Raw genomic sequence first — 23905 nt, forward strand, 5'->3', positions numbered from 1 at the left:
GGATGGTCGCATCGAGGACACTGCAATTTGCGATATGCTCAATGCTAAGCAGGATCCTGCTACAATCCCCCATGGCCGTTCGAATAATGGTTGTTCTGGCGCTTCTTTTCGCCTTCGCCTACGGATTCGCAAAGCTTGTGGAACGTTACGGCGGCGTTAGCGATCGTCCCGCTCCGTGTGAGAAATGGTCTGATTGCCCCGACCCGAATGCGCCGCCTCTTGAGCCTAAGCCTTCGTGAGCCTCACGAGCGGGCCGGCGCCTGCGGAAAAGATACTCCAAACGCGAGAACCCTGCCGGATTCTGGGAAGTGTTCGATACTCGGACTGGCGAGATCGCAAAGCTAGGAGGTATCGTCCTCCGGCATCTTGACTTCGGAACGGCTCATCGTGTGTTGGACATGCTTCAAAATCAGGTTCTGAGAGAGGACCGGCGTCCTCCCCCAAGCACCCAGAAATTTTGACGGAACCAATCCCCACGGCGATAGGTTGTAAAACCGTGGGTTGGTTCCCACGCGCATGGAACCGCCTCACGCAACAAGAGCCACGGCGCGACCCCAGCAGACGCGCGCCGGGCTCTTTTTCTTTTGCCTGGAACGGTGGACGCAACTGCCACCAGGGGCAAGATTGTACGTTGGGGTTGCCGCTGTAATGAATCGGATTGTGTTCAATTATCTGAGGGTTTGCAATCGCGTCGCATCAGTCCAAAAAGGATGCCTTGTTTCCTAGCCGCAGCGTCAAATGCGGTGCGAACGTCATCGGTAGCTACATCGCCAGCAACAGCAGTTAGGCAAGCTTTCACAGCCTTGTTCCAATGGCGTACGCGCCTTCTGTTGGCCTTCGGCAATAACGATCATTTGATGCCCGGAAGGCACAATGGATCGTGGTGTTTTGCGCAGGCCCCATCTACAACCCTTCCGGGGGTGTCTACTTCAATGACGGGGCAATAAAAATGGTCTATCGCGTTACTGCTGTTGGGATCGCGCTTGTTTTGGGACTTGGCGCAGGCCGGGCCGCCGCATGGGGGAACACGAAAACCCTTGAGAGGACAGCGCTTTCGGGGAAAGAAATCGACATCTATGAGGGGTCGAGCGTTAACCCAGACTGCTCGAACGCGGGCCCGGTGATCTGAAGGCTGTTTCCGGACCACCCATGGCAAAATCTCGATCATTAATGCAAAGACATTTCCGCACTTCGCCAAAAGCAACATTCGATGGAAATGCAATTTCCGTAAGGTGGACGGCATAAAAGTGCTGTACCGGTCGAAGCCGGGGTTCAAAGGCGAGGACAAAGTCGCCCTGTCGGTACACACATACGAAGGCGCATCATACAGCATCACGATCGACGTTAAGGTCGAGTAGCGGTTCGTTCGCCCTTTGAAGTGAGACCGAAGAGGCGCGTCTGCATTTAAGCTTGAGCGCGGGCTCGCCTCGCGTGTGAATGCGCGGATGATGCATAAGTAGTGGTGACTTATTCGCAAGTGTCATGCTCGCAAGCGCCATCCGGCGCCACGGAAGAGAATGCCGATTTCCGCTTCGGTTAGCGTGATCTGATAGCGCTGCTTGGAATTCTTCGAGTAGATGTCGTCAGCAACAATCGAGACGGTCACATCGCCGTTTTCGTCGATCCGCACATCCTCAATCTGCAGCGGCGCTGAGTATATGCATTTCGGTGATCCTGACTTCCGCGCAGGCTGAGCAGACAATCGCATGTGAACGCTGTCGTGGCTAAAGTCGTCGAGAGAAGATACTTTACGAATTCGTAAGGTAGCAAATCGTTCGTTCGCATGACGGTGTGCTTTGGCGAGTATTAATATGGTTCTGCTGCCTGTGCGGGCTCTCCCTTAAGAGCCCCACTGTCGGCCCGGCAGCCGTCCTGAGCTGGCCTGCCGGGCCGGCGCCTCACGGGCAGAGGGCCTTCGGCAGGCTCCGTTCGCACAGGAACCCCGCTTCACCACTTGCGTTTTCGGGCGATGCTTCTCCATGAACACATCAGCATGGCGGCGCAGCCCGCTGAAAGTCACGATCGAGTCTCGAGACGCGCAACAAACTGCATGCTCCAGGTCGGCGGATCGGCTCATGCGAGTTCGAGCAAGATCGGCGGCATGTCAGCTTCACTATGATAGACGAGCCGCGCCGCGAGATTGCCCTATGATTGAGCCGCTGCCCGGATATATCGTTTTACACAATCCTCAATTGGTGGACTCGCGCGACTTATCGGAAGCTTAGTGGGCTCCCCCGTCAGGCCAGAAGGAGGGCAATGCCTGCGGAATCCGGAGGAAACGATGTCTGCAAAAAAAGAAGATTACCGCACAAACAGAGCTGATTATCTGCTTGCCGCGAGGGAAGGTCGAGCGACCACTGATGATGATCGCAATGGGTTGCTGGCAAGGGAGACGTGCCAAAAAGACTGGCGCTTAGCCGCATTGGCTGCAAATCCGTGTAACAGCTTGCCGGAATCGAGGAAGCCGAACCGCCCCGTTCTGTAGAACCACATTTACCTCTTCGCGTTCTTGGCAATGCTTCTCCACGAGCACATCGGCATGGCGCGACGCCGTCTCGGATGGCGAACGGCATATCGCGAGTCAGCATGAACGGATAGACCGACTGCGGTCAAAAAATCTCCCAACGGCCGAGCTTTGAAGTTCCTGGACCTATTGAAACAAGTTCACGCGTTTCAGCGGAAAACACCTCTCACAGCTGATAGCTAAATCGGGTCGGGCAGCATCGGAAAAGTCCACAGGGCCGGCGCCGTTGCCGGGCCCGACCGACGCTGCCACGATTTCTGATCCCATGGTCCGCCTCGCGCTGGAACTTCAGAAGGGGGTTGATGAAATCAGACTGAAGTGGCTGACCGCTAAGCCTCCGAATAGCAGGCTTCACTAGATGCCCCCGACTGCGCGCGGCTCGTCAGGTTGAGGCAGGTTGGGGCGAGATTGAGCAAACCCGGTGGAACCATCAAAAGTTATATCTATGGCGCGCTGCTAATTTACCCTCGTCTGCAGCCGACTCAGCCACCCTACCCGAGTCGGTTAGGCCCGGCGGTTCAACCAACGCAAACCAGAAATCGGAACTGTCGGGCCGCTAGGGGCAGGCGTCCAGCTCTTCCGCTGCTCTGGCGTCATGGCATGGTTGGTGAATTGCAGGTTTCGATCATCGCGGCCGGCGGCACGGCATTCGTGACAGTAAATCCACTCCTCACCAAATCCCAGTGCAAGCAGCCGTGGTCTGGCCCGAGCCGCTTCACCAATTCGGCTACGTCAAGCAGCGCGGTGCGCCTGCATGTGAGGCAATAGACCGACAGGCCCGTTCCGGCCGCTAGCTTCTTGCCAAGCGAAGGGATATGTGTTTGACATTGGCGATCCTCGTGAATGGGTCGCCGCACCACTGAGGGATTATTCCTGCCCCAGCCGACGTTCAAATTCTTTCAGGAAGTGAGCTTCATTAAGCAGTGAATTCCAGTTGGTGCCGACGGTCCTGATCAGCTCGCCGGCCTGCTTTTCGGTGATGCTTGCTTCCCGTGCGAGCGGGGCCGCCAGGAGATCGAGGACCATCTTGTCGGCAGGGCTGCCTTCGCGCTGCTGCATCGCCTCGGCGATCACCTCGAACACGCTGCCGACTTCCTCATAGATCTCGCTGACCTCAATGCCCTCTCGGTCCGCAGCTTCCATCGCTTGGTCGGTCAGATCGCTTATCGCGGCGGGGTCATCCGTCCCCGGGCCGGGCAGATGCTCTGCCATCCAACGGTCGAGGAAATTGGCGCCGCGCGTGCTCATTTTTCCCTCAGCATGAGCCGCATATTAGGTTCCGCTGATCTTAGTTGTGACCCTTGAACCTTCTTTTTCGGGGAGCGTTGCCATTGGATTCAGAAGGTTTCCGATGGCGCGTTTTCAAATCGAAGAGTTCTACGGCGAACGCATCGTTGCCACGACATCTGCAGAGGCACCCGATGCGCTCACCGCCGCTGAGACCCTGACTGGAAAGGCGATCTCTACCAAAGCCTTGAAAGAGCACTGGTTTCGAGTCGTCGACGAATGGGAAGGCACCGTCCACGAATTCAGCATTGCAGAGGAGGACCAGGGGATTTTGTCAAATCAGCGCCGAAGCGGAGATAGCAAAACGTCTAGATCTTGCTGGCGTTCTCTCTCGCAGTTTTAATGAGCTGATGATTTGCCTTCGGAGGGCAAGCCCCTCCAACTGCCAAATATCGTACCCTTCGCTTTTCAACTTTGTCCGCACTTCGCAGAAATTGGCATAGGCGCCCAGGCTTGGGAGATCAAATGTCTGATTCATGAGACTTAGCATTAGGCGTTTCGGGCTCCGGGATCAAACGCAATGACTCGGCCTCTTGTACGCCGCTAGGACAGGGCGTTCGGCCGTTTATCATCAGAATAGATGGCGACACCAATCACGGGTAATGAAACTCTTTGATAATGAAGAGCACAGCGCCGAAGTGGGTTGGCATTTATCGATGCCCGGGCGTCTCGCCATTTATCTGTGTGATCGAGGGATCAAGGGGCGGTTACATTTCGCGGGACGAATACATCGCTTCGGGTTTCCAGCCCGACGTCGACGTTCTCCCTTGGGAATCCGAATATAGGACCTCCAGGAAGCCTTAAACCCTAATCCGGTCGACAAAACGACCTGAAATCTCCTAGAAGTAATAGCCGCAAACATCCAGTTCAGGCTTGCCGTTGTCCTGGTTGATCGCGAACGTCTTCGCCACAATACCGGAGAAGACCTGGCGATAGTGCCTCGCCAGAAGAGCGGACATAGTCATGCCTTCCAACTTGACGGTGACAGTTTCTGTCATAGTGCGGGTCCAGTTGCGCGCTTGCAGCTAAGCGTTGTCGCCGGGCTGCTGATCGTTGAGCAGGCTGGCCAACGCGGTCGTGATTTGCGGCATGAAGAACGGTTTCGAGATCATGAGGCTGTTGGGGACGCCTTCGGAAGGCCAATGCTCAGCGCTGTCGCCGCTGATGTAGATTATCGGCAGAGCAGGCTTCTTGGCCCGGATTTCGCGAGCCAACTCCCAACCGGATTTCCCGGGGCCTCGACGAATGTCGGTAACCAGAGCTTTGAACGTGTCGGGCTCTGCGCCGAATGCAGTCAAGGCACTTTCGGAACTGGTCATCCCCGTCACGCCAAAGCCAGCTTCCTCCAGTGCCGCTTCGATATCCATAAGGATGAGGGGTTCGTCTTCAACGACAAGAATCGAGCCGCCGTCCATAATTCCCATCCCCTCATTTGGCCTAATACGCTTCAGACGCCGCTTCGGTTCCACGTAATCGTTTTTTCGCCCCCTTCAGGCGAGCAGTGCGAGGCGAAGAGATCGGTCGGGGCGGGTGCCGCCGACTTCTGCATCTTGACGGTGATGTCGACGACCTGGCCGACGCCGTCGCGACCGAGAAAGGTGTGTTCGTCATTGACCGACTGCACGACGTAGAAGCCGAAAACGCCGCCGGCGATAAAGGCGGCTGCCGAGCTTTTGGCCGAAAGACCGCCCGGCGCTGGAGACGCCCGCGGTGAAAGTCTGTGCCCCTTCTGGCAAGGCCGGCGCGATGCTTACATCACAAAGGATGGCATCCGTGAATTCCGCGACGAGGTGATCACGGGCGTCCGCGATCTGAAAGGCAGCGTTTCGACCCTGCATGAGCGAATGGATCGCTTCATCCAAGGGGACAAGATGACCAGGCGACGATCATCTGCAGATTCGTAAGGCGCGCCCGTCAGCTCTGGGTGGCGGGCTTTTTTGTCAGCTTGACAACCACCGGTCGCGCAGGTCATTTCTATCAAGTTTCTGTGATCAACGGGGGGATTCCCATGAAGAAGACATACGAGAAGCCGACCTTGAAGAAGCGTGACAAGCTCAGCGCTGTGACTGCTGTTCCGCCATCGTCGGTTGTCGTGCCCGGCTGACCCCGGCCCCGTGCTGTTTTATAGCCCGTCGGCGTCGGTCGGCTGGCTTTTTAGTTGCCCTACTGAGTTGAGCAAGGCAGCAACCACTTCGCTCGGCGCTGTGCCTACAAAACACCGCATCAGGTTAGCTGCGCATTTTTCCCACTCTTCCGGTGGGATGCGGTCGTCTGCTATCGACCGTCGCAACGCCTCGCGGATTACGTCGAATTCAAAAGCGGAAATGAAACTAGCCGAGTGTTTGTTCATAGGGCTTCTCCACGAAAATGGCGAAAGCACCTAAGTTGACTTCCAAGCGTCCGTGTGCCGGGGAAGGCGGACGACTTTTCGACAAATACGCCTCTGCCGGCTCGGGAGCTATCACATTTGTTGGAGGGCTGCTTTTTGCATAGCGGGTGAAACCTTCTTCGAAGCTGCTGGTTGGCATCGCAGATGCGGAGCTTCGGATGGGTCGGGACGGTAGCGATGACAAGGAGAAGGCGGCTGATCTCCTGGTTCGGCGGCTGGTGAAAGAGACAGGCGTCACGGAGAAACAGGCACGAGATCTCATCCAGATGATCGGCTCGGACTGGGCTTCGCTCGTGCGGGAAGCGCGCTGCCTGAAGGGAAGGCATTGAAAAACACCGGAGCAGTCCAACAGGTGGTTGAGGCGCAGGGGTATACTCTTTTGCCAGCATGATCCTCGGGCTGGTCGCTTTTCGGGTGACTGATCGGCATTGATCCTGGAACATTTAGATCATGCTGATGTTCGGTGGGCGCGACGCGTCCTTGGCGTGGTCTAAGCGTCGTGTCGGGCTGAGACCCCCGACGGAGGGCCTGCAGCGCTCCCTGCTGCGGGCTCTCTTGCGTTCCGTATCGATCGTCGGATGGCAAATTACCTGCCGAACGTGATGTCCGATGACCCGATCGCAGTCAGCGACCTGGCTGACGACCTGCTGAAGGCAAACGCGACGGTAGTACGGCCAAGGGATCAGCGAAGAATTCGACAGCATGTAGCAAAATGGAACATTTTTCACCCTGATGAATTATTGGTGCAGCGGTCGGTCCCTTGGAGGGGTGTTAGCCGCGCAAATCGCAGGAAGGCCCGTCGCTTACGCTCATTAGCTGCGACGGGCTTTTCTTTAGGCGGTGTTAAAATTGTTAATGCGGGAGGGTCAAGAGCGGCGCATACTGTCAGCCTGCCCCGCGCCGCATCACGGGGTAAGGGCCCGGCCTGCCCTGCCTAGTCCGCTCTAGACGTCCCCCAGGCCGGGCATCGTCTTGCCTGAGCGATTTTGAAACCTTAGGTCGTGGGCACGTTTTTGAGCTTCGGCAGCTACTATATCGATCAAATATGTGAGGAACAGCTCGCCGGAAGCGCTAGCGTTCCGGCGGATCTCCGTCAGCATGGACTGCGCAAATTCCAGGTTCTCAAGCCTCGTGGTTTGATCCAACCGTGCCTCCCGTAAATAGCGGCTTAGGCAAGTTTATTAGCTAAAGCTTGCGTGAGAATTAATCCTTGGCACTCGCGCGGTCGCCATACCGTGCCAGCACCCCCCCAAGCGCGCCACGCGGGGTCGTTCCCTTGGCTGTCGGTCGGCGGCTTTTATGACTGTAACCCATCTCTCTCAGGAATGTAGAGCGCGTTGCCGGAGGGGACTTTCGCGACGAATTCAAGCGTGAACAGGAGATGATTGTCGCCATCCGTGACATGCATGACCCAGGGCTTCGCGTGCTCCCAGAACGACTGCTTGCTGTCGTCTATCATCTGGCCGGCTGCGCGCACGGCTTCCATTCGCGCAGCGTTTAAATCCGGGAGATCGATCCCATCACGGTCGGGAGTGAATGTGCCGTTGTCGACGTGAAAATGGTACCTGGTCATGGTGGGCTGGCCGGTTGGACAAAACCAAAACTCCCCGCGCACCACTTTGTTGCAAGCAATCCAAGCCGTCGCCGCCGGCAATCTGATTGACCTTACGGCAATTAGGTAGACGCCAAACGGCGAACTGCCTCCCAAAGGTGCCGAGGACGGTACCCTGCTTGACAGGTGCCGCCGCGTACGCCTCAGATAGAGTGCATCGCGAGCGAGGCCTGGAAGCACTTGTCATCTGACAGGCACTCAGGAATATAATCCTTTTCGGTGCGGCGACGACCCTTTCAGCACGAGGATCGCCACGATGTCGGATAAATTGCCACTTTCGACACTCTCGGCCGAAGTATGCGGCCGGACGGCCCTGTCTATTCCTCACATGCAGGCGCACCGCGCTGCTCGACGCAGCCGAACTGGTGAAGCGGCTCGGGCCAGACCACGGCTGCGAAAGGCTGGTTGCAGCTCGATCACGCGAGCGGCGGCAGCCCTCGCTTCGTCCAACCGGCCAAGCTTGGCCAGCGCCGCCGCCAATTGCGCCGCTTCTGATCTTCGACGAGAGGTTGAACGGCCTCGATCCGGTCGCCGCCTGGGAGGTGAAGCGCGTCATCACCGCGCTCTGCGCGAGCGGGCGGCACGCCGACATCGTCTCGACCCATGTGGTGGAGGCCGGCCGCGAGTTGATGAATGAGCAGTGGCGAGCCGCTTGCTGCTCCAGCTTCGTCAAGGAACTATCCGCCCGCCAGAGCTGTTGACGCGACCACCGGGCGCTAGACCAGCGTGATCGGCATATAACGGATAATCACCTTCTCCTGCCGGAAACGCCGCTCGAGTGCCGCGCGGCGGTACCGCCATTCGAGCAGGTCGATCTCCTCGGTCATGACTTCGAAGATGATGATCTTGTCAGCGTTTGACTCGGCGCCCTTTCTCCACAAACCGTCGGCAGGAGCCTGGAGATAGGCGGTAACGCCGTCGAAGCGGCTCGCCAGCTCTTCCTTTACCCTGTCGAAGTCTTCTTGAGGGAAAGGCTGGCCGCCGTTGTCCATGCAGGGAAGCAGTATCTGAACAAGGTGCATAGCGATCAATGACGAAAGCTGCGGTTGGGGTCTGCAAGGTGATTGTGAATGTCCGTGGCCGCGATCGCCGCGTGACCGAACGCGACCGCGATCTGGTTGATTTCGTTCACCACATCACCAGCGGCATAGAGACCGGGCACAACGGTTCGCTGATGTGCGTCCACAATGAGATAGCCCAGGTCGTCGCACGTCGCCCCGAGGTCGATTCCAAACTTAGCCCCGGTCCTGCATCCCATCGCTTGATAGACCGAATCGAATGTGCAGGTCGTTCCGTCGGAGAGCAGGACGACGGCGTGTTCGCCAAGGGGGCGGAGCGAGTTCGGAATGCAGGCCTTGAACCGGATTCCGGCTTCCCGGATCAGTGGGCCTGAACATCCGTCTATTCCACGCTTCCCGTCAGTCGCGAGTACGGTAACGTCGCGGGTGTAGGTTCGCATGAACAGCGCCTTCTTCGCGGCGTCTTTCGCTGGGCCCATTACTGCGACACGCTTATCGATGACCTCGTAGCCATCGCAGATTGGGCAAAGGCGCATGGTCCCCCCTCCAATCATATCGGTAGCCAGTGGGATGTCAGGAAGTGTATCGACCACACCCGTCGCTAGGAGCACCGCACGGGCTCGAACGGGCGTTGGACCGGCAGCAACAAACTCGGTATCGTCGCGCTTAATATCTTGCACTGCTTCGTCCCTAAGCTCCGCCCCGCTCAGCAGGGCCTGTCGCCGCAAACGACTTAGCAGGTCGGCCCCGGATATACCGTCGGGGAAGCCGGGACAGTTTCGAGTAATCGGAATCAGTCTCGCACGGCTTTCACCGGCGTCGAAAAGAACGACCCGCCGGCGGAAGCGGCCAAGATAAGTCGCGGCTGCGAGCCCAGCTGGGCCACCTCCAACGATCAAACAGTCGATTTGCTCACAGCGATGATGTCCCTGGTCCGTCATGGCTTAAATCCCGACGATCTTACTTCGAACCCCTGAGAGCGGGTGCTGACAGCCTGCAGCCCTTGCTGGATCGGGATGGCTAAGGACCGCCTTGTTCTTCGCACCTTTAAAAGGAAATGCCTTCGAGGCGAGGGGGCGTTCCTCGCCAACTTGCGCATATGGAGTGGAAGTTTTGACGTTAGTCTGCGCATAAACGATGCAGTCCTACGGCCTCCCGTATCCACTTTTTAAAGCGCGGGCCGCCATTTGGTTCAGGAAACATTTCCCCAAAGCACGCCGCTGCTTGTCTGGTCGCGCGCCATTGGCGTCCTCGATATCGTCGAATGCCAACCCGCAAACGCAGCGATTCGCGCTGGCTCTGCGGATCGCGGTGTTACTGGTGGTCGAAGGCGAAGCCTCTAATCTCAAGACCGTTCTTGACGGCCTCTCCAGGTCCCCCGCTGCCGCCAAATGAACTATGAGAAGGCCGTTCCGTCATCCATTTGGGACGGCCGTCATCAATGATCTCGTTTGTTTGCTCGCCTCGGCAAGACAAGTACCGTCGACGGCGTTATCTACTACCATTGACCACTCGCTCGGCTGGCTCGAGCAACCACCATAACCTCTTCGGCGCGAAGCGGTCGAGATTAGGGCCGATGCAACACCCGGGTTTTCCAGCTCAATCATCGCTGACCCGAACTTTCCGCTTTCTCCCCAAACCGGCCGCGCTCACGCCCTTGGTCAAGATGTAGCCGTTTGTAGGATAGAAGCCGCTTGCATTGAAAACTACTGCTCCTCCTGATCTGTGGGTTCGCTCGACCATACGAGATCATACGAAGGATAAGGGCTGGCTAACCACCCGCTAAACCATTGACTTTATTCTAGAGTTCCACGCTCTCCGGGCCCACCATTAGTAGTTTGGACTTTTTGAACTCAGTATGATCTTCAAACGTTGGAAGTTCGCCTCGGCGTTTGGCGAACCGTCGCTGTTGGGTTCAAAGCGGAGCCTTGCCACGGTGTATGGACAGCGGGCTTGCCGCGTCCCTCAATTGAGATCACCCGCGCACTTTTGCTCTTGAGCTCATCCAGATAGTCGGACCACCATTGCATCATCTTGACGCGCTCTTCCCAGTGCTCAGCCCGAGCGTAGGCGCGACGAACGTCGTTGTTCTCAATGTGGGCCAGCTGCCGCTCTACGGCGTCCGGATGCCACTTGCCACATTCGTTTAGCAGAGTTGATGCCGTTGCTCGAAAACCGTGCGCGGTAGCTTCTTCCTTGCCGTAGCCCATGCGGCGGAGGGCGGCGTTAAGCGTGTTGTCGGAAATCGGACGCGAATCCGATCGCACACTAGGAAACAGAAGCGATCCACCACCAGAGATTTCTTTAAGAGAGGTCAGGACGCTCACTGCCTGCTTTGGAAGAGGTACGCGGTGCGGCCGTCGCATTTTCATGCGTGCTTCAGGAATGATCCACACCGAGCTTTCGAAATCGAACTCTTCCCATTCTGCGGCGCGCAGCTCGCCGGGTCGGGGAAATAGCATTGCCATCAGCTTCAGGGCGGCTCTGGTTGTTGGCTGTCCGTCGAATGCATCGACTGCCCTGAGTAAGCCGCCCAAGGCTTTAGGGTCGGTAATCGCGGCACGAGGTGTGACCGTCGGACTGATGAGTGCGCCCCTCAGGGCGATCGTCGGATCTCCCTCGGCGCGTGCGGTCGCAATTGCGTATCGAAACACGGTGCCGATGGTGGAGCGCAGTCGCCTAGCCGACTCGTATCGACCGCGAACCTCGACGCGACGAAGGGCGGTAAGGATGATGGCCGGATCGATCTCCCGAATGCACATGTCGCCGATTGTCGGATAGGCAAAGTCGAGGAGCCATTTGACCTTGCTGATCGTCCGGTCGGCACGTCCCTCCTTCTTCAGCTTCTCAACATATTCGTCCGCAATTGAGCGAAAGGAGTCCTTTGCCGAATCGGCCTTCCGCAAGCTGCGTTCCTTTCCAGGGTCTATGCCAGACAGCAGGAGCCGTTTAGCGTCATCGCGCGCCTGGCGTGCCTCGGCGAGGGAGACAAGGGGATAGCTGCCCAGCGCCAGCAGTTTCTGCTTGCCGTCAAAGCGGTAGGCGAGCCTCCAGAGGCGAGAGCCCGTGGGCTGCACCCATAGCTGCAGTCCGCCCCCATCTGATAATTTGACGAGCTTGGAAGCGGGGCGGGCGTTTCGGCATTTCACGTCGGAGAGGGCCATTTGTCAGGTCTCCTTGGCTGTTTCGATACCATCAGGATGTCGAATACCAACGGAAATACCATCCCCCCGCCTCATTGGACCGAATGCACCCGAAGCGGTCTCAGCCCAGCTCAAGTACGCCATTTGGCAGAAAAAGATCAATGATTTCAGCTATTTGGAGGAGGCCGCAGCGTAGGAGCTTCGGCGAAAGGGACTGTCGGGAGAAGAGGGGATGGTGCCCAGAGGCGGAATCCAAGTAAACAAAATCCTATTTTGCTTTCAGATGCTTACGGAAGGTCAACCGGAGCTGCTACCAACAGAAATACCAACTAGGACCTGTCAGTCCCTTGCCATTGTATCTTAGATAGCGCGCGTGATCGAGCCAGAGGGCTCGCCACCCCCGATCCCTGTAGCGGCGTATCGGAGATCCGGACAACCCACCCATCCCACGGAACTCACCCACGCATTCCCCTCGGTTGCCATCGCGAATCCTGCAGGGACCTGAAGATCGCGATCGATCCGTTGACTGCCTTGGCGACTTTGCGAATCTCAGGCGCGGCGCTGCCGCCTTGCTTAGTCGGAAGTTTTGCGACAACAGCTTCGGCCCTTCGTAATTGTTGAGAAGACGAAGAGTGCAGACACGTTAGTGTGCTAAATTAATGAACCAACGGCATATGCGCCTCGGACACGGCAACTAGCAGTCAACGGCCCAAGGCGTAGAACTCGTCGTTGGGCCGCATGCTCGTGACGTTGGCAAGCCGGTTCGACATTCCGAAGAATGCCGATATGGCCGCAATGTCCCAGGCATCTTCTTCGGTAAAGCCGTGCGATCTCAGGGTTTCCAAATCGCGCTCGCCCACCTTGTAAGCCTCGGCCGAGACCATGACCGCGAAGTCGAGCATAGCCTTCTGGCGCTCAGTGATGTCGGCCTTCCGATAATTGACTGCCACTTGGTCGGCGATCAACGGGTTTTTTGACCGTACGCGTAGGATCGCTCCATGGGCGACGACGCAATATTGGCAGTGGTTCAGATTGCTGGTGGCCACGACGATCATCTCGCGCTCTGCCTTGCTGAGGTTGCCGGGCTTGTCCATGAGCGCATCATGATAGGCGAAGAAGGCCCGGAACTCGTCGGGACGATGCGCGAGGACGAGGAAAACGTTGGGAACGAAGCCGGACTTCTCCTGCACGGCGAGAATGCGCTCGCGGATGTCATCGGGCATCTCGGAGAGCGTCGGGACGGGAAAGCGGCTGATTGGCGACTGAGTCTCGGTCATGCGGAAGCTCCCGGAATGTGGTCGGTTGGCAGAGGTCTGAACGAGGACGCGGTCGTGTCGGGCTTTCCCCATGAGCAGTAAAAGCGTTCCGCAGAGCTGTCGAGTGCGTCAGCGTTCGGCCGCGCCGCTGCTCGGGCGCATTCACCTGGGCCTGATCGCAGCCTTTCGCCCGATAGATCGCCGTCGAAATGATCCAGCTTGCGACGAAAAGGAACACCATGGCGAGGCCGAAGCTCGCGAGATTTTCGTCAAAAATCGTCACGATGTCCCATAGACCGCCCTGCAGACGGTATCTGTCCAAGATCAAGCCGAGACCCTCCAGACCGCCGATGAATATCGCGACAACTCCGGAGGTGGTCGTGATCGTCAAGTTGTACCAAAGCTTGTGGATGGGGTTGACGAGAGCCCAGCCGTAGGCACGCGTCATCAGCACGCTATCCGTCGTGTCCATTAGTGACATGGCGGCTGTAAATAGGGCCGGGAAAACAAGGATTGAGACCGGCAAGCTTTGAGTGGCCTGTGTTGCAGAAATACCGAGCAGGGCAATTTCCGTGGCGGTGTCGTATCCGAGGCCGAACAGAAACCCAATCGGATACATGTGCCACGAACGTGAGACGACCTTGAATGTCCGGTGAAATACCCGCGCCAGCAAGCCGCGCCGTGCCAGCAACGCATCAACGTCCTCGTCGAAGATCATCTCGCCACGACGCGCTCGCGAGAATGCCGCCCAAACGCCTCTCAGGATAAACAAGTTGGCAAAGCCGATCACCAGCAGGAACAGCGCGGAAACCGACGTCCCTATGACGCTGCCGACGTGCTGCAAGACGTGAAGTTGGTTCTGCATCGCAATGGCGGTAGCCGCGATGGCCAATGATCCCAGAACGACGATGCTGGAGTGGCCGAGCGAAAAGAAGAAGCCGACCGAAAATGGGTGTTTGCCCTCCTGCGTGAGCTTGCGCACGACATTGTCGATTGCCCCAATGTGGTCGGCATCAAACGCATGCCGAAGACCGAGCATGTAGGCGACGGTGGCCATGCCGAGCAGGGTGGGCCGATCGTCGAAAAGACTCCAGGCCCAGATCCACGCCAAGACATTCGCGATGATCAGAAGCCCATAGACAACACCAATTTTTATCTTGGCGCGAATCGGTTTGTCGTCGAAGGGATTGCGCATGCGAAGGTCCCCTGCACTCCAAGGCGATTTCATTTTTGGCTTGGCGACAGCCAACCTTTCGTCAGCCGTTGGCTGCCGCCTGTCGGATCATGTTCAGGGTGCGGAATGCGGCACACGCAGCGCCGTACCCATTGTCGATGTTCACGACCGTCAGCCCCGGGGCGCAGGAAGCAAGGGCTGCGTGGAGGGCGGTTTCTCCTCCGTTCGAAACCCCATATCCGGTCGAGGTGGGCAGGCAGATGATCACGCCGGGCACGAGCCCACCAAGCACGCTTGGAAGGGCGCCATCCATTCCGGCGACCGCCACAATGACCGGAAAGGTCCGCAATTCGTCGACACTGTCCAACAAGCGCCACAGGCCGGCCACGCCGACGTCGATGAATTGCTTCGTCGCGGCGCCGAGATAGGTGAGCGTTCGCGTGACTTCGGCCGCCTGCGGCATGTCCGAGCTGCCAGCCGACACCACCGCGATCCGAGGCAGTTCCAGTTCGCCAGCAGGGGTCCAGTTCAGGTAAGCCGTCCTCGAGACGGGATCGTAATCCAGCCTTTCGCGATAAGTGGGCGCCATGCGGGCGAAGACATCGGGTTCGAGGCGGGTCATCAGGCACCGCGCGCCATGCGCCAACACCCGGTCCATGATTACGGTAAGCTGGGGATCGGACTTACGAGCGCAAAGAATGGCCTCATCGAAATCCAGCCGCTCAGGACGCTGAAAGTCCAATCTAATCTGTTCGTTCATGCGCTTTGTTCCCGCAAGAAGGCGCTGCCCCGGACGTAGGCCTCGAAATGGACGAGCCGCGGTCCGTCGAAAGCCTCAGAGATTTTGCGGGCCAGCTCTAACCGGCCGTCGTCGGAGAGACGCGACAAGGTAGGCTCATCCAGTTCGACAACGACGCCTGTGTGCCGAACGCGGCACCGAACAGTGTTAGGCGAAAGCTCGTCCCGGATCAGCGTCTCGACCCGATCTACAGCGCGCAGCATTTGCGGATCGATCTTGAGAGCCGTCTCGATGCGGCTCGAGAGGCAAGGGGCCGACGGCAATTTGGCGAGGTCGTTCAAGCCATGCGCTGCCGCCATCGCCCTCACGTCGGCCTTGGACATGCCGGCCTCGACAAAGGGGTGGCGTACGCTATTGGCCTCGGCTGCCTTGAGACCGGGCCGCCAGTCGCCCAGATCGTCTGTATTCGTGCCCGAAAAGAGCTGCGCTTTCGAGAGGGACGACAGCGTGCCGTAGAGATTCGATTTGCAAAAGAAGCAGCGATTGGAAGGATTGGCGAGATAGCGTTCGTCGGCAAATTCGCCAGCGTCGATGACCCGAAGGTTCCAACCATGGCGCGCCGCATAGTCCCTGACCCGTTCGGTCGCGCTGACCGGGACCGCGGCCGAGGCGGCGTGGAACATGGTCAGGTCTGCGCCCAACCTAAGGTGCGCCACGAAAGCCAGGGTCATGCTGTCGACGCCGCCGGAGATGGCCACAGCCGCGGGACGGGCGCTGTCGAACACCGCGTCGAGACGGCGCAAGAAGGCTTCAGTGGTGGTCATGTCTTTTCTCCAGCGCCTCTGCCTCCGCGCTGCGGCGCAACTCAGACCGGGCTTTGTGACTCTGGCGAAAGGCTTCCACGTCATCCATCTCTGCCTTGGCAGTCGGCCCGCCGGGGCGATCGGCTAGCTTCACCCTCATCCCATCGCTGGTCGTGACTGCCTGCCGCGGCAGGATGGTGCGCGCCTCCGTGCGGCTGCGTAGGCCAAGTGTCGTGGTCTGTCGGAAGCACAGCTCACCGATTGCCTCGATCGCATCCAGCCGTGTGAGAACCTGAACTGAGGCCATCATCCGACCTTTCTTGCCGAAGACCGGCGACTGGGTCACATCAATGACGCCTTCGGCTGCACGAATTTGATCAAGGCCCGCCGCCAATTCCTCGGCCGTCTGGTCGTCGATTTCGAACTGGATGACACCCACCCGTTCCTGCACGGCGGCTTCAGCCGTGAAGGCCAGAACGCGAAGCACATTGCTCATGCCGGGGAGGCGCCGCGTGCCAAAGCCGATGCCGGTGCGATCGAGCACATGGGGGGAGGAGCCGATACTGGTCGAGGGAGAGAGATAGCGCAGGATCGCCGCTCCCGTCGGCGTGATGCGTTCGCCCACGCGACCGTCGTCATGAAAGGCAAATCCGCGCAGCAATAGGGTCGTGGCAGGAGCTGGAACAGGCAGCCGGCCGTGGTCAGTCTCCACCCAGCCGCGCCCGAGCGGGAGCGATCCGACCGACCAGCTTGCTTCGCCCACTGCCTCGATCAGTGTCGCCGCGGCTACGATGTCAGCGATCGAATCCCAGTTGCCGACTTCGTGAAAGGTCACGTCATCGACGTCCCTGCCATGAACCGCGGCCTCCGCCAGGGCGAGCTCATGGAAGATCGCGATGGCTGCGCGCTTAACAGTCTCGTCCAAACGACTTCCCTCAAGCATCGCACGAAGGTCGCGCCAATGAGTGTGATGATGGTGGCCGTGGTGCTCGTCATGGACGTGCTCATGGTGATGTTGGCCATGCCGCTCGTCATGGTCATTATGCTCGTGGGCGTGCCCATGAGCATGGTGACTGCAATGAGGTCGGGCGGTGGCCTGTTCGGAGCCCATCTTCGTGACATCGAAGCGGCTGCCGGTCAGCACGCCGTCGTCATGCGGCCGCACCACAGCCTCTACGTCGTCTTCCAGACCGGCAAGACGAAGGTTTTGTTGCACGATTTCAGCCAGATCGGGCCAGGCGTCCAAAATCGCGGCGACAAACATATCGCCGGCAATGCCGCCCAGGACATCAAGATGAATATGCATCGGGCCTTCCATCCTTTATCGGCCCGCAAGCTGCAGACCAGACAGATCGACGCGCAAGGTCTTGCCCGGCTCAGTCGATCCAATGGTCGTCTCAATCGCCCCCTTCAACACTGCCACTGATACCGGCAGAAGGTCTCTCATCTGCGCGGATATGGCGACAAGATCGTCGTGTTCGGCCTTAGCCCGCATGAACATCCCCTCGTTAAGGATGCGTTTGAGGCGCAGTGGAAAACTGGTCTCGCCTCCCGCCCATTTCAGTTCGAGCTGCGTCCGATAGCGTCGGATGTCGAAGTGCTTGTGTTGGGATTCGAGAACCCGGTAGCCCCAAATCCCCAGATCGCCGACGAGAAGGGAGGCGAAATCCGGCTCGTCCTCCGCGTTGATGTCGACCAACAGTACGTAGGCTGGACGGCCTTTCTTGCCCAGGCTGGAAAGGAGCTGGACATTCTTGGCGCCCATCTCGGTCATCTTATCGATGACATGCCCGAGCAACTCGCCCGGCGCATCATCGATCTGGGCCATAAGGAGGATGACGCCGCCTGCCATCAGAGCGCCATGGATTCGACAGCGACTAGCGCCGCGGCCTCCGCCTTGGCCTTCGTACCGGGAATACCTGCGGAAATCAGGCCTGCTGACTGCGCCTCGCTGGCGGCGTCCGAAGCGTTCATCTTGCCCATCGCGGCAGCGACCACCGCGGGGATTGTGACGTTCATGATCACATTGCCAGCGAGCAGCAGTTCGCTTGCGATCGGCGCGAGCGCCGTCAGGAACGGCGCGCGTTCCTTACCGATCCCCTGCGCCACTTCCGGAATGACGGCGTTGATGATGCCTTCCATGTGAATCTTGTCGTCGCCGACGGTCACTTCGGCATCAAGCGCCGGATCGAAGGCAAGCCAACGTGCAGCCATCTTGCTCGAGCGCCGTGCTCCCTTGCCGATCTTGGTGAAATGAATCTTGATATTGGTGCCCTTTACCTTGCTCAGGAATTCCGAGCCGCGCGCCTCCACCAGAAGCTGACGTTCTTCGTCCATCGCGCGGACGATTTCGCCGACGCTCCTGCCGGCCATCAGATCGTCATAGCTGCGCGCCGCGCGGGCATGCAGCGCCTTGGTGACCATGGGAGTGGAGGACATGATCAGCGCTTCGGTCACCGGCCCGTTGCAAATCTGGGTTGCCTTTCGGGCAACGATGTTCATCGCCATCATTGCGGTCTCCGGGTCGAAGCTGAAGCCGAGCCGTCGATCGCGCAAAGCCCGCGCCACGCTCTGTTCCGTCGATCCGTCCTGCAACAGGCACATCAGCGCAATGACCGCATCGCCGCAGACGTGGCCGAGCGGCGGATTGACCGGACCCGCGCCGGCGCCGCAAATTCCCTCTTCGAACACCGAAATGATTTCATCCAGCGCCATGATGCCGATCACAGTGGGTCCGCCGATGTCCTTGAGGATCAGCCCGAGATCGCCGATGAGCCTTGCGGTCTCGACTTCCTTGCCGGTAATGCGGACATGCACCTTCTCCGGCAGGCCGGCGGTGCGAACGGCGGATTGTCCGGCAACAAAGGCACTGGTAACCTTGCCGTAGGGGCCGTACTCCTCAGCCACGTCGGCATCCGGGTGGATGATCTCCAGGATTGCTGCCGCGCCGAAAAGTGCTGACAGGAATTTCTGGCTGGGCATGCCAGCTCCTGACATGGCATCCATCATCGCCTTGGTTCCGATAGCCGCGCCTCGTTCGGCCATGCCGGGGAAGATGAAATCCTCGCCGAGGGCTCCGTGGCCAACCATCACACCGCCGCCTACGCCTTCGGGAATGTCCCGACCTTGAATCGGCGAGAGCTCTCCCTTCATCATGGCATCGTAAACCGCAGCGACGGCCGCGAATCCCGAGATCTTGTTGTTCATCTTGGCTGTGGGCACCGCCGCAAGGCCTGAGCGGCTCACCCCCGCGATCATCCGCGCAGAAGAACCGAGCTTGCGGTTGCCTGCCGGGATGCCAACCTGTGCGTTGGCGCCGCACAGGTAGAGAAGCGTGGCCGCGATCAGGGCCGCATTTGCTCCGTCGGCGCCGGCTGCCTTTGCAACAGCGATGCTCTTTGCAAGGAGGTCGTCGATGGGCTGGCGCACAGCATCGGCAAATTTGACTTCCGGGCTTACGCCACGACGAAGTTCGGCGGCGATGACATTGCATGCAGCAACGACGGGAATATTGAGCATCCCGTGCCCGCCGGTCAGTGCCTCGACGCGGTCGCTGGTCAGCCAGCCGGGATTGGCATTGGCAGCCATAACCGACGCCAGGATGACTTTTTCCCGTTGTGCAGACGCATTCGTCATTACTTGGTTTCTCCCTGTGGCGGCCAGACGAGCGGCTTTCTCGGTCTTCGAAAGCTTGTATTCGAATCGGTCGGGGCGCCGTTTCGTAGCGAAAGAGTCCGCCTGCCGGGCGTTCTTGCCGCATGGCGGCGGCGCTGGTGAAAGAAATAGCACGGCCGCATTATGATCGTTAAACGGCAATATTTCATGAGCTCATGAGCGGTCTTCATAACGGTTTCGGCCAGGCCAACACGCAAGGCGCCGATGCGAAGCGCCGATCGGATGACGCGTTCTCATGATTGCGTGAGAAGATGCCATTTCTGCTCATGAAGCTTCTTGGGTATGCCTGCGACGGATCCAGGTGATACCTCGCTGTTTGCTCACGTATTTGCCTGATCATCAGTCCCGATTTATGGAGAAGTTTCGAATGCTCGAATGGGCGAAATACCGGAAGCAACTGTCGTCGCGGGTGAGCGAGCTGGGGCAACTGTCCCCCGCCACCCTTGAGGGGGTTCGGGCGCTCGGTGGTGCAGGCAACAAGACCGCGCGCCTGGACGCCAAGACCCGCGAGTTGATCGCGCTTGCCGTCGCGGTCACGACACGCTGCGACGGCTGCATTGCGAGCCACACCGCCGAAGCCGCAAAGGTTGGCGCAACGCGCGAGGAAATCGCTGAAGCGCTTGGCGTGGCGATCGCTTTGAACGCGGGAGCGGCTCTGGTCTATTCCTCGCGCGTACTGGATGCCTTCGACACCGCTGACGGCTGATGGCCTCAGCACGCAAACAAGGCGGGGAAGGGCGCATACGATCCGTCTCCGCCAGCACCCAAGCGCGCATCACCCTCTATCCCGCAGTGCAGGGGCCATCTCCCTCTCTTGGGGAAGGCTGGCGATCTCTCTGCTGCGGATCTCAGGTCGCCCGCTCGCTCCTCGGTGCTCCACCTCACTGACGGCTTCGTCAGTGGCCCAGGATCTGCCCGAGGAAGGTGCGCGTGCGTTCCGATCGCGGCGCGCTGAAGAATGCCCTCGGTTCGTTCTGCTCTACGATCTGGCCCTGATCCATGAAGATCACACGGTCGGCCACTGCCTGCGCAAACCCCATCTCATGAGTGACGCACAGCATCGTCATGCCCTCGTCGGCGAGCGCAATCATGGTGTCGAGCACTTCCTTGATCATCTCCGGATCGAGAGCCGAAGTCGGTTCATCGAACAGCATGATGCGTGGCTTCATGCATAAAGAACGCGCGATCGCCACGCGCTGCTGCTGACCGCCCGAAAGCTGCCCCGGATATTTATGCGCCTGATCCGGTATCCTGACCTTTTCAAGGAAGTGCATGGCGATCTCTTTGGCTTGCCTTTCTGGCACCTTGCGGACCCAGATCGGGGCGAGGGTGCAGTTCTCGAGGATCGTCAGGTGAGGAAAGAGATTGAAGTGCTGGAACACCATCCCGACTTCGCGGCGGACTTCCTCGATCTTCTTCAGGTCGCTTGTCAATTCGATTCCATCGACAACAATTTTGCCTGACTGATGTTCCTCGAGCCTGTTGATGCAGCGGATCATGGTCGATTTGCCGGAGCCGGATGGCCCGCAAATGACGATCCGCTCGCCGCGGCGCACGGTCAGATTAATGTCTCGCAGCGCATGAAAATCACCGTACCACTTGTTCATGGATGTGATCTCGACGGCCGTTTCTGAAAGGCCGCGGCGGTTTTCGGGCGAAAGCCCACGTAACGTCTTGCTCATGCGCATTTCTCCTAACGATGATCCGTCTTCAGCCGGCGCTCAAGATACATGGAATAGCGCGACATGCCGAAGCAGAAGATGAAGAACACAGCTCCAATGAAGATGAAGAGTTCCCAGTAGATACCTTGCCACTCCGTGTTGGCGCGGATGGCCGCGGCAAGGGCGATGGGGTCGAGAAGACCGATGAACATGACGAGTGTCGTGTCCTTGAATAGACCGATGAAAGTATTCACGATCCCCGGAATGGAGATCTTGAGAGCCTGCGGCAGGATGATGAGGCGCTGGGCCTTCCAGTAATCCAGACCCAGAGCCTCCGCGGCCTCATACTGGCCGCACGGCAGGCCGGCGAGGCCCCCGCGGATGACCTCGGCCATATAAGCGCTGGCAAAGAGCGTCACCATGATCACTACGCGCAGGATGAGGTCGAAGTTGGTGCCGGGCGGCAGGAAATAGTTCAACAGCAGCGATGCGGTGAACAGCAGCGTGATGAGCGGCACGCCACGAATGAATTCGATGAACACGACGCTCAGCATATAGATCAGCGGCAAACCCGAGCGACGGCCAAGCGCGAGCAAGATGCCGAGCGGCAACGACGTTGCGATGCCGGTCACGCCGATGATGATCGACAGCAGAAACCCTCCGATCTCGCGCGAGGGGACAGCCTCGAGCACAATCGGGATGACAGCGTTTGCAGCCGATGAAAAAGGCTGGGCGGCGTAGACCCACCAGAGCGCCGCTCCGAGACCGGCGACGCTCAGGCCAAGCCCTTGACTGGCGCGTGCTGTCGACGCAAACAGGCCGGCGGCGACAGCGAAGCCGAGGTAGACGGCGACCGGAAACCACAGGCTTCCGCCCCAGATCAGCCAGCCCGCAAGGCCCGGGTAGACGGCGCTGAACCAGAGCGTGCGAGACGGCAGGGCGCGGAACAGAACCGGCGCCAGCGCCGCCAACAGCAGCGCGAAGGCGAGAACCGGGCGCCAATAAAGATCCGCAGGGTAGAAGCCGAACAGAAGTTGCGGCCAACGGTCGCGAATTACACCCCAGCACGCGCCTGGCGCTCCGTCGAGGAGCTGCCGACATTCGGCGAGCGAGTTGGCTTTCCAGATGGAATTGCCTAGCCAAGGAGCGATGGCCACGATGAGCCACGCGATCGCGGTCACCGATGCCACGGTCAGCAACGTGCTAAGCCAGCCATCGAAGAGATTCTTCCTCATCCATTCCCGCGGACCACCTTGGCCGGCTGGCCTTGCCGAAGGGAGAACCATTTCCTGGCGCACCCAGGAGACGTTGTGCAGGTTCATGTTAGCGCTCCTGCAGTCTGACGCGACTGTTGTAGACGTTCATGATGCCCGAGATGATCAGGCTGATGCTAACGTAGATCAGCATCATCAAAAGCATCGCCTCCAGTTCTCGACCGGTCTGGTTGATGGTGATGCCGCCGAGCGTCGAGCGCAGATCCATATAGCCGACCGCCAGGCCCAACGATGTGTTCTTGGTGATGTCGAGGTATTGCGAAATGAGCGGAGGCACGATGATCCGCAAGGCCTGCGGCAGGATCACGAGACGCATGGTTCGTCTCGGCGAAAGCCCAAGTGCATGAGCAGCTTCCGTCTGCCCTCGGGAAATCGCAAGTATTCCAGAGCGAACGTTTTCGGCGATGAACGCGCCGCTATAGACACTGAGCCCGATCCAGAGCGCAATGAAGGAATTGCGCAGCAGCAGCCCGCCAGAAAAGTTCAAGCCCTTCAGGGCGGGATACTCAAGATGGAAACCCAGCGCGTAAAGCAGAGTGATCATCGGCAGCGCGAAAACGAGCAGGCTTTTCCACCAGGTTGCCGGACGCTCTCCGCTCGCGCTTTGGACCCGTTGAGCACGCTCGACCAGGCTTCGACGGGCCAATACCGAAATCGCGAGCACACAGAGGACCGCAGCATAGTTGAGGTCAAGGGCGCCAAATGCGCTATTGAGTTGACCTAGGCTGCGGGAGAAATCGGGAACCGGCAGATAGATGCCGCGGTTGGTGACAGCGACGCTGTCCCACAGGATCATGGAAGCCGTGGGATTGTCGCCGCGGAACGCGCTGGGCGTCGGCATCGCCTGCGACATGATCGCGGCGACCACAACGATCCAAAGGAGTGCCGGCACGTTGCGGAAGCTTTCGACATAGACGGTCATCAGACGAGCGACGATCCAGTTGTTGGAAAGCCGGAGCACCCCGGCCAACACGCCAAGGACCGTCGCGGTCACGCAGGCCATTGCCGCTACGATCAGCGTGTTGAGCAAACCGACGACGGCGGCACGGGCATGAGAGCTTGTGCTCGAATACTCGATGGCGTGCGGCGAGATGTCATAACCCGCCGTGCTCCACAGAAATCCAAACGAGAAGTTCTTTCCAAGGGCAGCCAGATTGTGGACCGTGTTGTCGACGAGCCAGGCAGCCGCAAGGACGAGCATGATGAACGCGATGACCTGGATCGATCGGGCCCTATAACGGGTGTCATTGAAGAGCATGCTCAGGTGAAAGGGCTCGCGGGGAGCCGCGCTTTTCATGGCCATGAGTGATCTCCCTGAAGGTTCGCTGCGCTACCTTCGGCGTTTGGTT

26 protein-coding genes and 1 pseudogene are annotated in these 23905 nt (G+C 59.0%); 6 read left to right on the forward strand and 21 right to left on the reverse strand.

The genetic code is table 11. The annotated features are described in order from the left end of the window. Nucleotides 1-664: 664 nt before the first annotated feature. Together ACVMIM_RS10030 and ACVMIM_RS10035 are read right to left on the reverse strand one after the other, a co-directional pair. The gene (locus ACVMIM_RS10030; RefSeq protein WP_476111812.1) at nt 665-844 is read right to left on the reverse strand and encodes a DUF982 domain-containing protein; all 180 of its coding nucleotides are present in this window, start codon (nt 842-844) and stop codon (nt 665-667) included. A gap of 636 nt (nt 845-1480) precedes the next feature. After that, nucleotides 1481-1630, reverse strand: a complete 150-nt coding sequence (locus ACVMIM_RS10035) for a hypothetical protein (RefSeq protein ID WP_476111813.1) — start codon at nt 1628-1630, stop codon at nt 1481-1483. A gap of 651 nt (nt 1631-2281) precedes the next feature. Here ACVMIM_RS10035 and ACVMIM_RS10040 point away from each other — a divergent pair. Then, entirely contained in the window at nt 2282-2485 is a 204-nt protein-coding gene (locus ACVMIM_RS10040; RefSeq protein ID WP_476111814.1) for a hypothetical protein, read from the forward strand. A 906-nt stretch (nt 2486-3391) separates the two neighbouring features. On the opposite strand, the gene ACVMIM_RS10045 is transcribed toward ACVMIM_RS10040, so the two are convergent. Continuing rightward, nucleotides 3392-3772, reverse strand: a complete 381-nt coding sequence (locus ACVMIM_RS10045) for a hypothetical protein (RefSeq protein WP_476111816.1) — start codon at nt 3770-3772, stop codon at nt 3392-3394. A 103-nt stretch (nt 3773-3875) separates the two neighbouring features. On the opposite strand from ACVMIM_RS10045, the gene ACVMIM_RS10050 reads away from it, so the two are divergent. Next, nucleotides 3876-4154 carry a hypothetical protein gene (locus ACVMIM_RS10050; protein ID WP_476111818.1) on the forward strand — a complete coding sequence of 93 codons (279 nt, stop codon included), beginning with the start codon at nt 3876-3878 and terminating at the stop codon, nt 4152-4154. Nucleotides 4155-4650: 496 nt separating this feature from the next. On the opposite strand, the gene ACVMIM_RS10055 is transcribed toward ACVMIM_RS10050, so the two are convergent. From ACVMIM_RS10055 to ACVMIM_RS10065, 3 genes are read right to left on the reverse strand one after another with little or no spacing between them, the layout of a single operon-like run. Then, nucleotides 4651-4809 carry a hypothetical protein gene (locus ACVMIM_RS10055; protein WP_476111820.1) on the reverse strand — a complete coding sequence of 53 codons (159 nt, stop codon included), beginning with the start codon at nt 4807-4809 and terminating at the stop codon, nt 4651-4653. A 27-nt stretch (nt 4810-4836) separates the two neighbouring features. Beyond that, on the reverse strand, nt 4837-5226 hold the full coding sequence (locus ACVMIM_RS10060; RefSeq protein WP_476111821.1) for a response regulator: 390 nt from the start codon (nt 5224-5226) through the stop codon (nt 4837-4839). Between the two features lie 32 nt (nt 5227-5258). Then, the gene (locus tag ACVMIM_RS10065) at nt 5259-5435 is read right to left on the reverse strand and encodes a hypothetical protein (RefSeq protein ID WP_476111823.1); all 177 of its coding nucleotides are present in this window, start codon (nt 5433-5435) and stop codon (nt 5259-5261) included. A gap of 384 nt (nt 5436-5819) precedes the next feature. Between ACVMIM_RS10065 and ACVMIM_RS10070 the strand changes: the two genes are divergently transcribed. Next, the gene (locus tag ACVMIM_RS10070) at nt 5820-5915 is read left to right on the forward strand and encodes a putative RiPP precursor (protein ID WP_476111824.1); all 96 of its coding nucleotides are present in this window, start codon (nt 5820-5822) and stop codon (nt 5913-5915) included. Between the two features lie 18 nt (nt 5916-5933). On the opposite strand, the gene ACVMIM_RS10075 is transcribed toward ACVMIM_RS10070, so the two are convergent. Then, nucleotides 5934-6161, reverse strand: coding sequence for a hypothetical protein (locus ACVMIM_RS10075; protein WP_040999559.1), 228 nt, complete (start codon nt 6159-6161; stop codon nt 5934-5936). Between the two features lie 197 nt (nt 6162-6358). On the opposite strand from ACVMIM_RS10075, the gene ACVMIM_RS10080 reads away from it, so the two are divergent. After that, entirely contained in the window at nt 6359-6529 is a 171-nt protein-coding gene (locus ACVMIM_RS10080) for a hypothetical protein (protein ID WP_476111826.1), read from the forward strand. A 968-nt stretch (nt 6530-7497) separates the two neighbouring features. Here ACVMIM_RS10080 and ACVMIM_RS10085 read toward each other — a convergent pair. Next, complete coding sequence (locus tag ACVMIM_RS10085) at nt 7498-7854, reverse strand: DUF6894 family protein (RefSeq protein WP_476111828.1); 357 nt, start codon at nt 7852-7854, stop codon at nt 7498-7500. Between the two features lie 467 nt (nt 7855-8321). Here ACVMIM_RS10085 and ACVMIM_RS10090 point away from each other — a divergent pair, with 467 nt between their 5' ends. Then, the gene (locus ACVMIM_RS10090; RefSeq protein WP_476111830.1) at nt 8322-8513 is read left to right on the forward strand and encodes a hypothetical protein; all 192 of its coding nucleotides are present in this window, start codon (nt 8322-8324) and stop codon (nt 8511-8513) included. A 15-nt stretch (nt 8514-8528) separates the two neighbouring features. On the opposite strand, the gene ACVMIM_RS10095 is transcribed toward ACVMIM_RS10090, so the two are convergent. The 10 genes and pseudogenes from ACVMIM_RS10095 to ACVMIM_RS10140 all read right to left on the reverse strand — a co-directional run bounded on the left by ACVMIM_RS10095 (nt 8529) and on the right by ACVMIM_RS10140 (nt 19582). Then, the gene (locus ACVMIM_RS10095; protein WP_476111832.1) at nt 8529-8804 is read right to left on the reverse strand and encodes a hypothetical protein; all 276 of its coding nucleotides are present in this window, start codon (nt 8802-8804) and stop codon (nt 8529-8531) included. Nucleotides 8805-8839: 35 nt separating this feature from the next. Then, nucleotides 8840-9772 carry an NAD(P)/FAD-dependent oxidoreductase gene (locus ACVMIM_RS10100; RefSeq protein ID WP_476111834.1) on the reverse strand — a complete coding sequence of 311 codons (933 nt, stop codon included), beginning with the start codon at nt 9770-9772 and terminating at the stop codon, nt 8840-8842. Nucleotides 9773-10696: 924 nt separating this feature from the next. Beyond that, complete coding sequence (locus ACVMIM_RS10105) at nt 10697-11995, reverse strand: tyrosine-type recombinase/integrase (RefSeq protein WP_476111836.1); 1299 nt, start codon at nt 11993-11995, stop codon at nt 10697-10699. A 680-nt stretch (nt 11996-12675) separates the two neighbouring features. Next, nucleotides 12676-13251, reverse strand: coding sequence for a peroxidase-related enzyme (locus tag ACVMIM_RS10110; protein ID WP_040985663.1), 576 nt, complete (start codon nt 13249-13251; stop codon nt 12676-12678). A gap of 139 nt (nt 13252-13390) precedes the next feature. Next, nucleotides 13391-14425: pseudogene (locus tag ACVMIM_RS10115) on the reverse strand (HoxN/HupN/NixA family nickel/cobalt transporter); the annotation flags it as partial. A gap of 61 nt (nt 14426-14486) precedes the next feature. Continuing rightward, nucleotides 14487-15164: a nickel pincer cofactor biosynthesis protein LarB gene (gene larB, locus ACVMIM_RS10120; protein ID WP_040985662.1), complete on the reverse strand. Its 678-nt coding sequence runs from the start codon at nt 15162-15164 to the stop codon at nt 14487-14489. Beyond that, nucleotides 15161-15946 carry an ATP-dependent sacrificial sulfur transferase LarE gene (gene larE / locus ACVMIM_RS10125; protein WP_476111838.1) on the reverse strand — a complete coding sequence of 262 codons (786 nt, stop codon included), beginning with the start codon at nt 15944-15946 and terminating at the stop codon, nt 15161-15163. The genes larB and larE overlap by 4 nt, the downstream gene beginning before the upstream one ends. Before the next feature lie 7 nt (nt 15947-15953). Next, nucleotides 15954-17252 (reverse strand): nickel pincer cofactor biosynthesis protein LarC, encoded by a 1299-nt coding sequence (larC, locus tag ACVMIM_RS10130; protein ID WP_040986162.1) that lies wholly within the window; start codon nt 17250-17252, stop codon nt 15954-15956. Between the two features lie 15 nt (nt 17253-17267). Next, nucleotides 17268-17798 (reverse strand): nickel pincer cofactor biosynthesis protein LarC2, encoded by a 531-nt coding sequence (gene larC2, locus ACVMIM_RS10135; RefSeq protein ID WP_040985660.1) that lies wholly within the window; start codon nt 17796-17798, stop codon nt 17268-17270. Beyond that, complete coding sequence (locus ACVMIM_RS10140) at nt 17798-19582, reverse strand: hypothetical protein (protein ID WP_040985659.1); 1785 nt, start codon at nt 19580-19582, stop codon at nt 17798-17800. Before ACVMIM_RS10140 ends, larC2 begins: the two co-directional genes overlap by 1 nt. Nucleotides 19583-19988: 406 nt before the next feature. On the opposite strand from ACVMIM_RS10140, the gene ACVMIM_RS10145 reads away from it, so the two are divergent. Next, complete coding sequence (locus tag ACVMIM_RS10145) at nt 19989-20327, forward strand: carboxymuconolactone decarboxylase family protein (protein WP_040985658.1); 339 nt, start codon at nt 19989-19991, stop codon at nt 20325-20327. Between the two features lie 190 nt (nt 20328-20517). Here ACVMIM_RS10145 and ACVMIM_RS10150 read toward each other — a convergent pair whose 3' ends face one another. The 3 genes from ACVMIM_RS10150 to ACVMIM_RS10160 are packed head-to-tail and all read right to left on the reverse strand — an operon-like array spanning nt 20518 to nt 23859. Continuing rightward, nucleotides 20518-21303 carry an amino acid ABC transporter ATP-binding protein gene (locus ACVMIM_RS10150; RefSeq protein WP_040985657.1) on the reverse strand — a complete coding sequence of 262 codons (786 nt, stop codon included), beginning with the start codon at nt 21301-21303 and terminating at the stop codon, nt 20518-20520. Nucleotides 21304-21314: 11 nt separating this feature from the next. Continuing rightward, nucleotides 21315-22604, reverse strand: a complete 1290-nt coding sequence (locus ACVMIM_RS10155; protein WP_040985655.1) for an amino acid ABC transporter permease — start codon at nt 22602-22604, stop codon at nt 21315-21317. Nucleotide 22605: 1 nt separating this feature from the next. Next, complete coding sequence (locus ACVMIM_RS10160; protein ID WP_040985653.1) at nt 22606-23859, reverse strand: amino acid ABC transporter permease; 1254 nt, start codon at nt 23857-23859, stop codon at nt 22606-22608. Between the last annotated feature and the right edge of the window lie 46 nt (nt 23860-23905).

This window comes from Mesorhizobium sp. USDA 4413 (assembly GCF_056280365.1).

Bases quoted from the DNA above. Each gene is read 5' to 3' on its own strand.
- ACVMIM_RS10040 (WP_476111814.1), top strand. From the start codon at position 2,282: ATGTCTGCAAAAAAAGAAGATTACCGCACAAACAGAGCTGATTATCTG.
- ACVMIM_RS10045 (WP_476111816.1), bottom strand. From the start codon at position 3,772: ATGAGCACGCGCGGCGCCAATTTCCTCGACCGTTGGATGGCAGAGCAT.
- ACVMIM_RS10050 (WP_476111818.1), top strand. From the start codon at position 3,876: ATGGCGCGTTTTCAAATCGAAGAGTTCTACGGCGAACGCATCGTTGCC.
- ACVMIM_RS10055 (WP_476111820.1), bottom strand. From the start codon at position 4,809: ATGACAGAAACTGTCACCGTCAAGTTGGAAGGCATGACTATGTCCGCT.
- ACVMIM_RS10060 (WP_476111821.1), bottom strand. From the start codon at position 5,226: ATGGACGGCGGCTCGATTCTTGTCGTTGAAGACGAACCCCTCATCCTT.
- ACVMIM_RS10070 (WP_476111824.1), top strand. From the start codon at position 5,820: ATGAAGAAGACATACGAGAAGCCGACCTTGAAGAAGCGTGACAAGCTC.
- ACVMIM_RS10075 (WP_040999559.1), bottom strand. From the start codon at position 6,161: ATGAACAAACACTCGGCTAGTTTCATTTCCGCTTTTGAATTCGACGTA.
- ACVMIM_RS10080 (WP_476111826.1), top strand. From the start codon at position 6,359: ATGGGTCGGGACGGTAGCGATGACAAGGAGAAGGCGGCTGATCTCCTG.
- ACVMIM_RS10095 (WP_476111832.1), bottom strand. From the start codon at position 8,804: ATGGACAACGGCGGCCAGCCTTTCCCTCAAGAAGACTTCGACAGGGTA.
- ACVMIM_RS10100 (WP_476111834.1), bottom strand. From the start codon at position 9,772: ATGACGGACCAGGGACATCATCGCTGTGAGCAAATCGACTGTTTGATC.
- ACVMIM_RS10105 (WP_476111836.1), bottom strand. From the start codon at position 11,995: ATGGCCCTCTCCGACGTGAAATGCCGAAACGCCCGCCCCGCTTCCAAG.
- ACVMIM_RS10110 (WP_040985663.1), bottom strand. From the start codon at position 13,251: ATGACCGAGACTCAGTCGCCAATCAGCCGCTTTCCCGTCCCGACGCTC.
- larB (WP_040985662.1), bottom strand. From the start codon at position 15,164: ATGAACGAACAGATTAGATTGGACTTTCAGCGTCCTGAGCGGCTGGAT.
- larC (WP_040986162.1), bottom strand. From the start codon at position 17,252: ATGCATATTCATCTTGATGTCCTGGGCGGCATTGCCGGCGATATGTTT.
- larC2 (WP_040985660.1), bottom strand. From the start codon at position 17,798: ATGGCAGGCGGCGTCATCCTCCTTATGGCCCAGATCGATGATGCGCCG.
- ACVMIM_RS10140 (WP_040985659.1), bottom strand. From the start codon at position 19,582: ATGACGAATGCGTCTGCACAACGGGAAAAAGTCATCCTGGCGTCGGTT.
- ACVMIM_RS10145 (WP_040985658.1), top strand. From the start codon at position 19,989: ATGCTCGAATGGGCGAAATACCGGAAGCAACTGTCGTCGCGGGTGAGC.
- ACVMIM_RS10150 (WP_040985657.1), bottom strand. From the start codon at position 21,303: ATGAGCAAGACGTTACGTGGGCTTTCGCCCGAAAACCGCCGCGGCCTT.
- ACVMIM_RS10155 (WP_040985655.1), bottom strand. From the start codon at position 22,604: ATGAACCTGCACAACGTCTCCTGGGTGCGCCAGGAAATGGTTCTCCCT.
- ACVMIM_RS10160 (WP_040985653.1), bottom strand. From the start codon at position 23,859: ATGGCCATGAAAAGCGCGGCTCCCCGCGAGCCCTTTCACCTGAGCATG.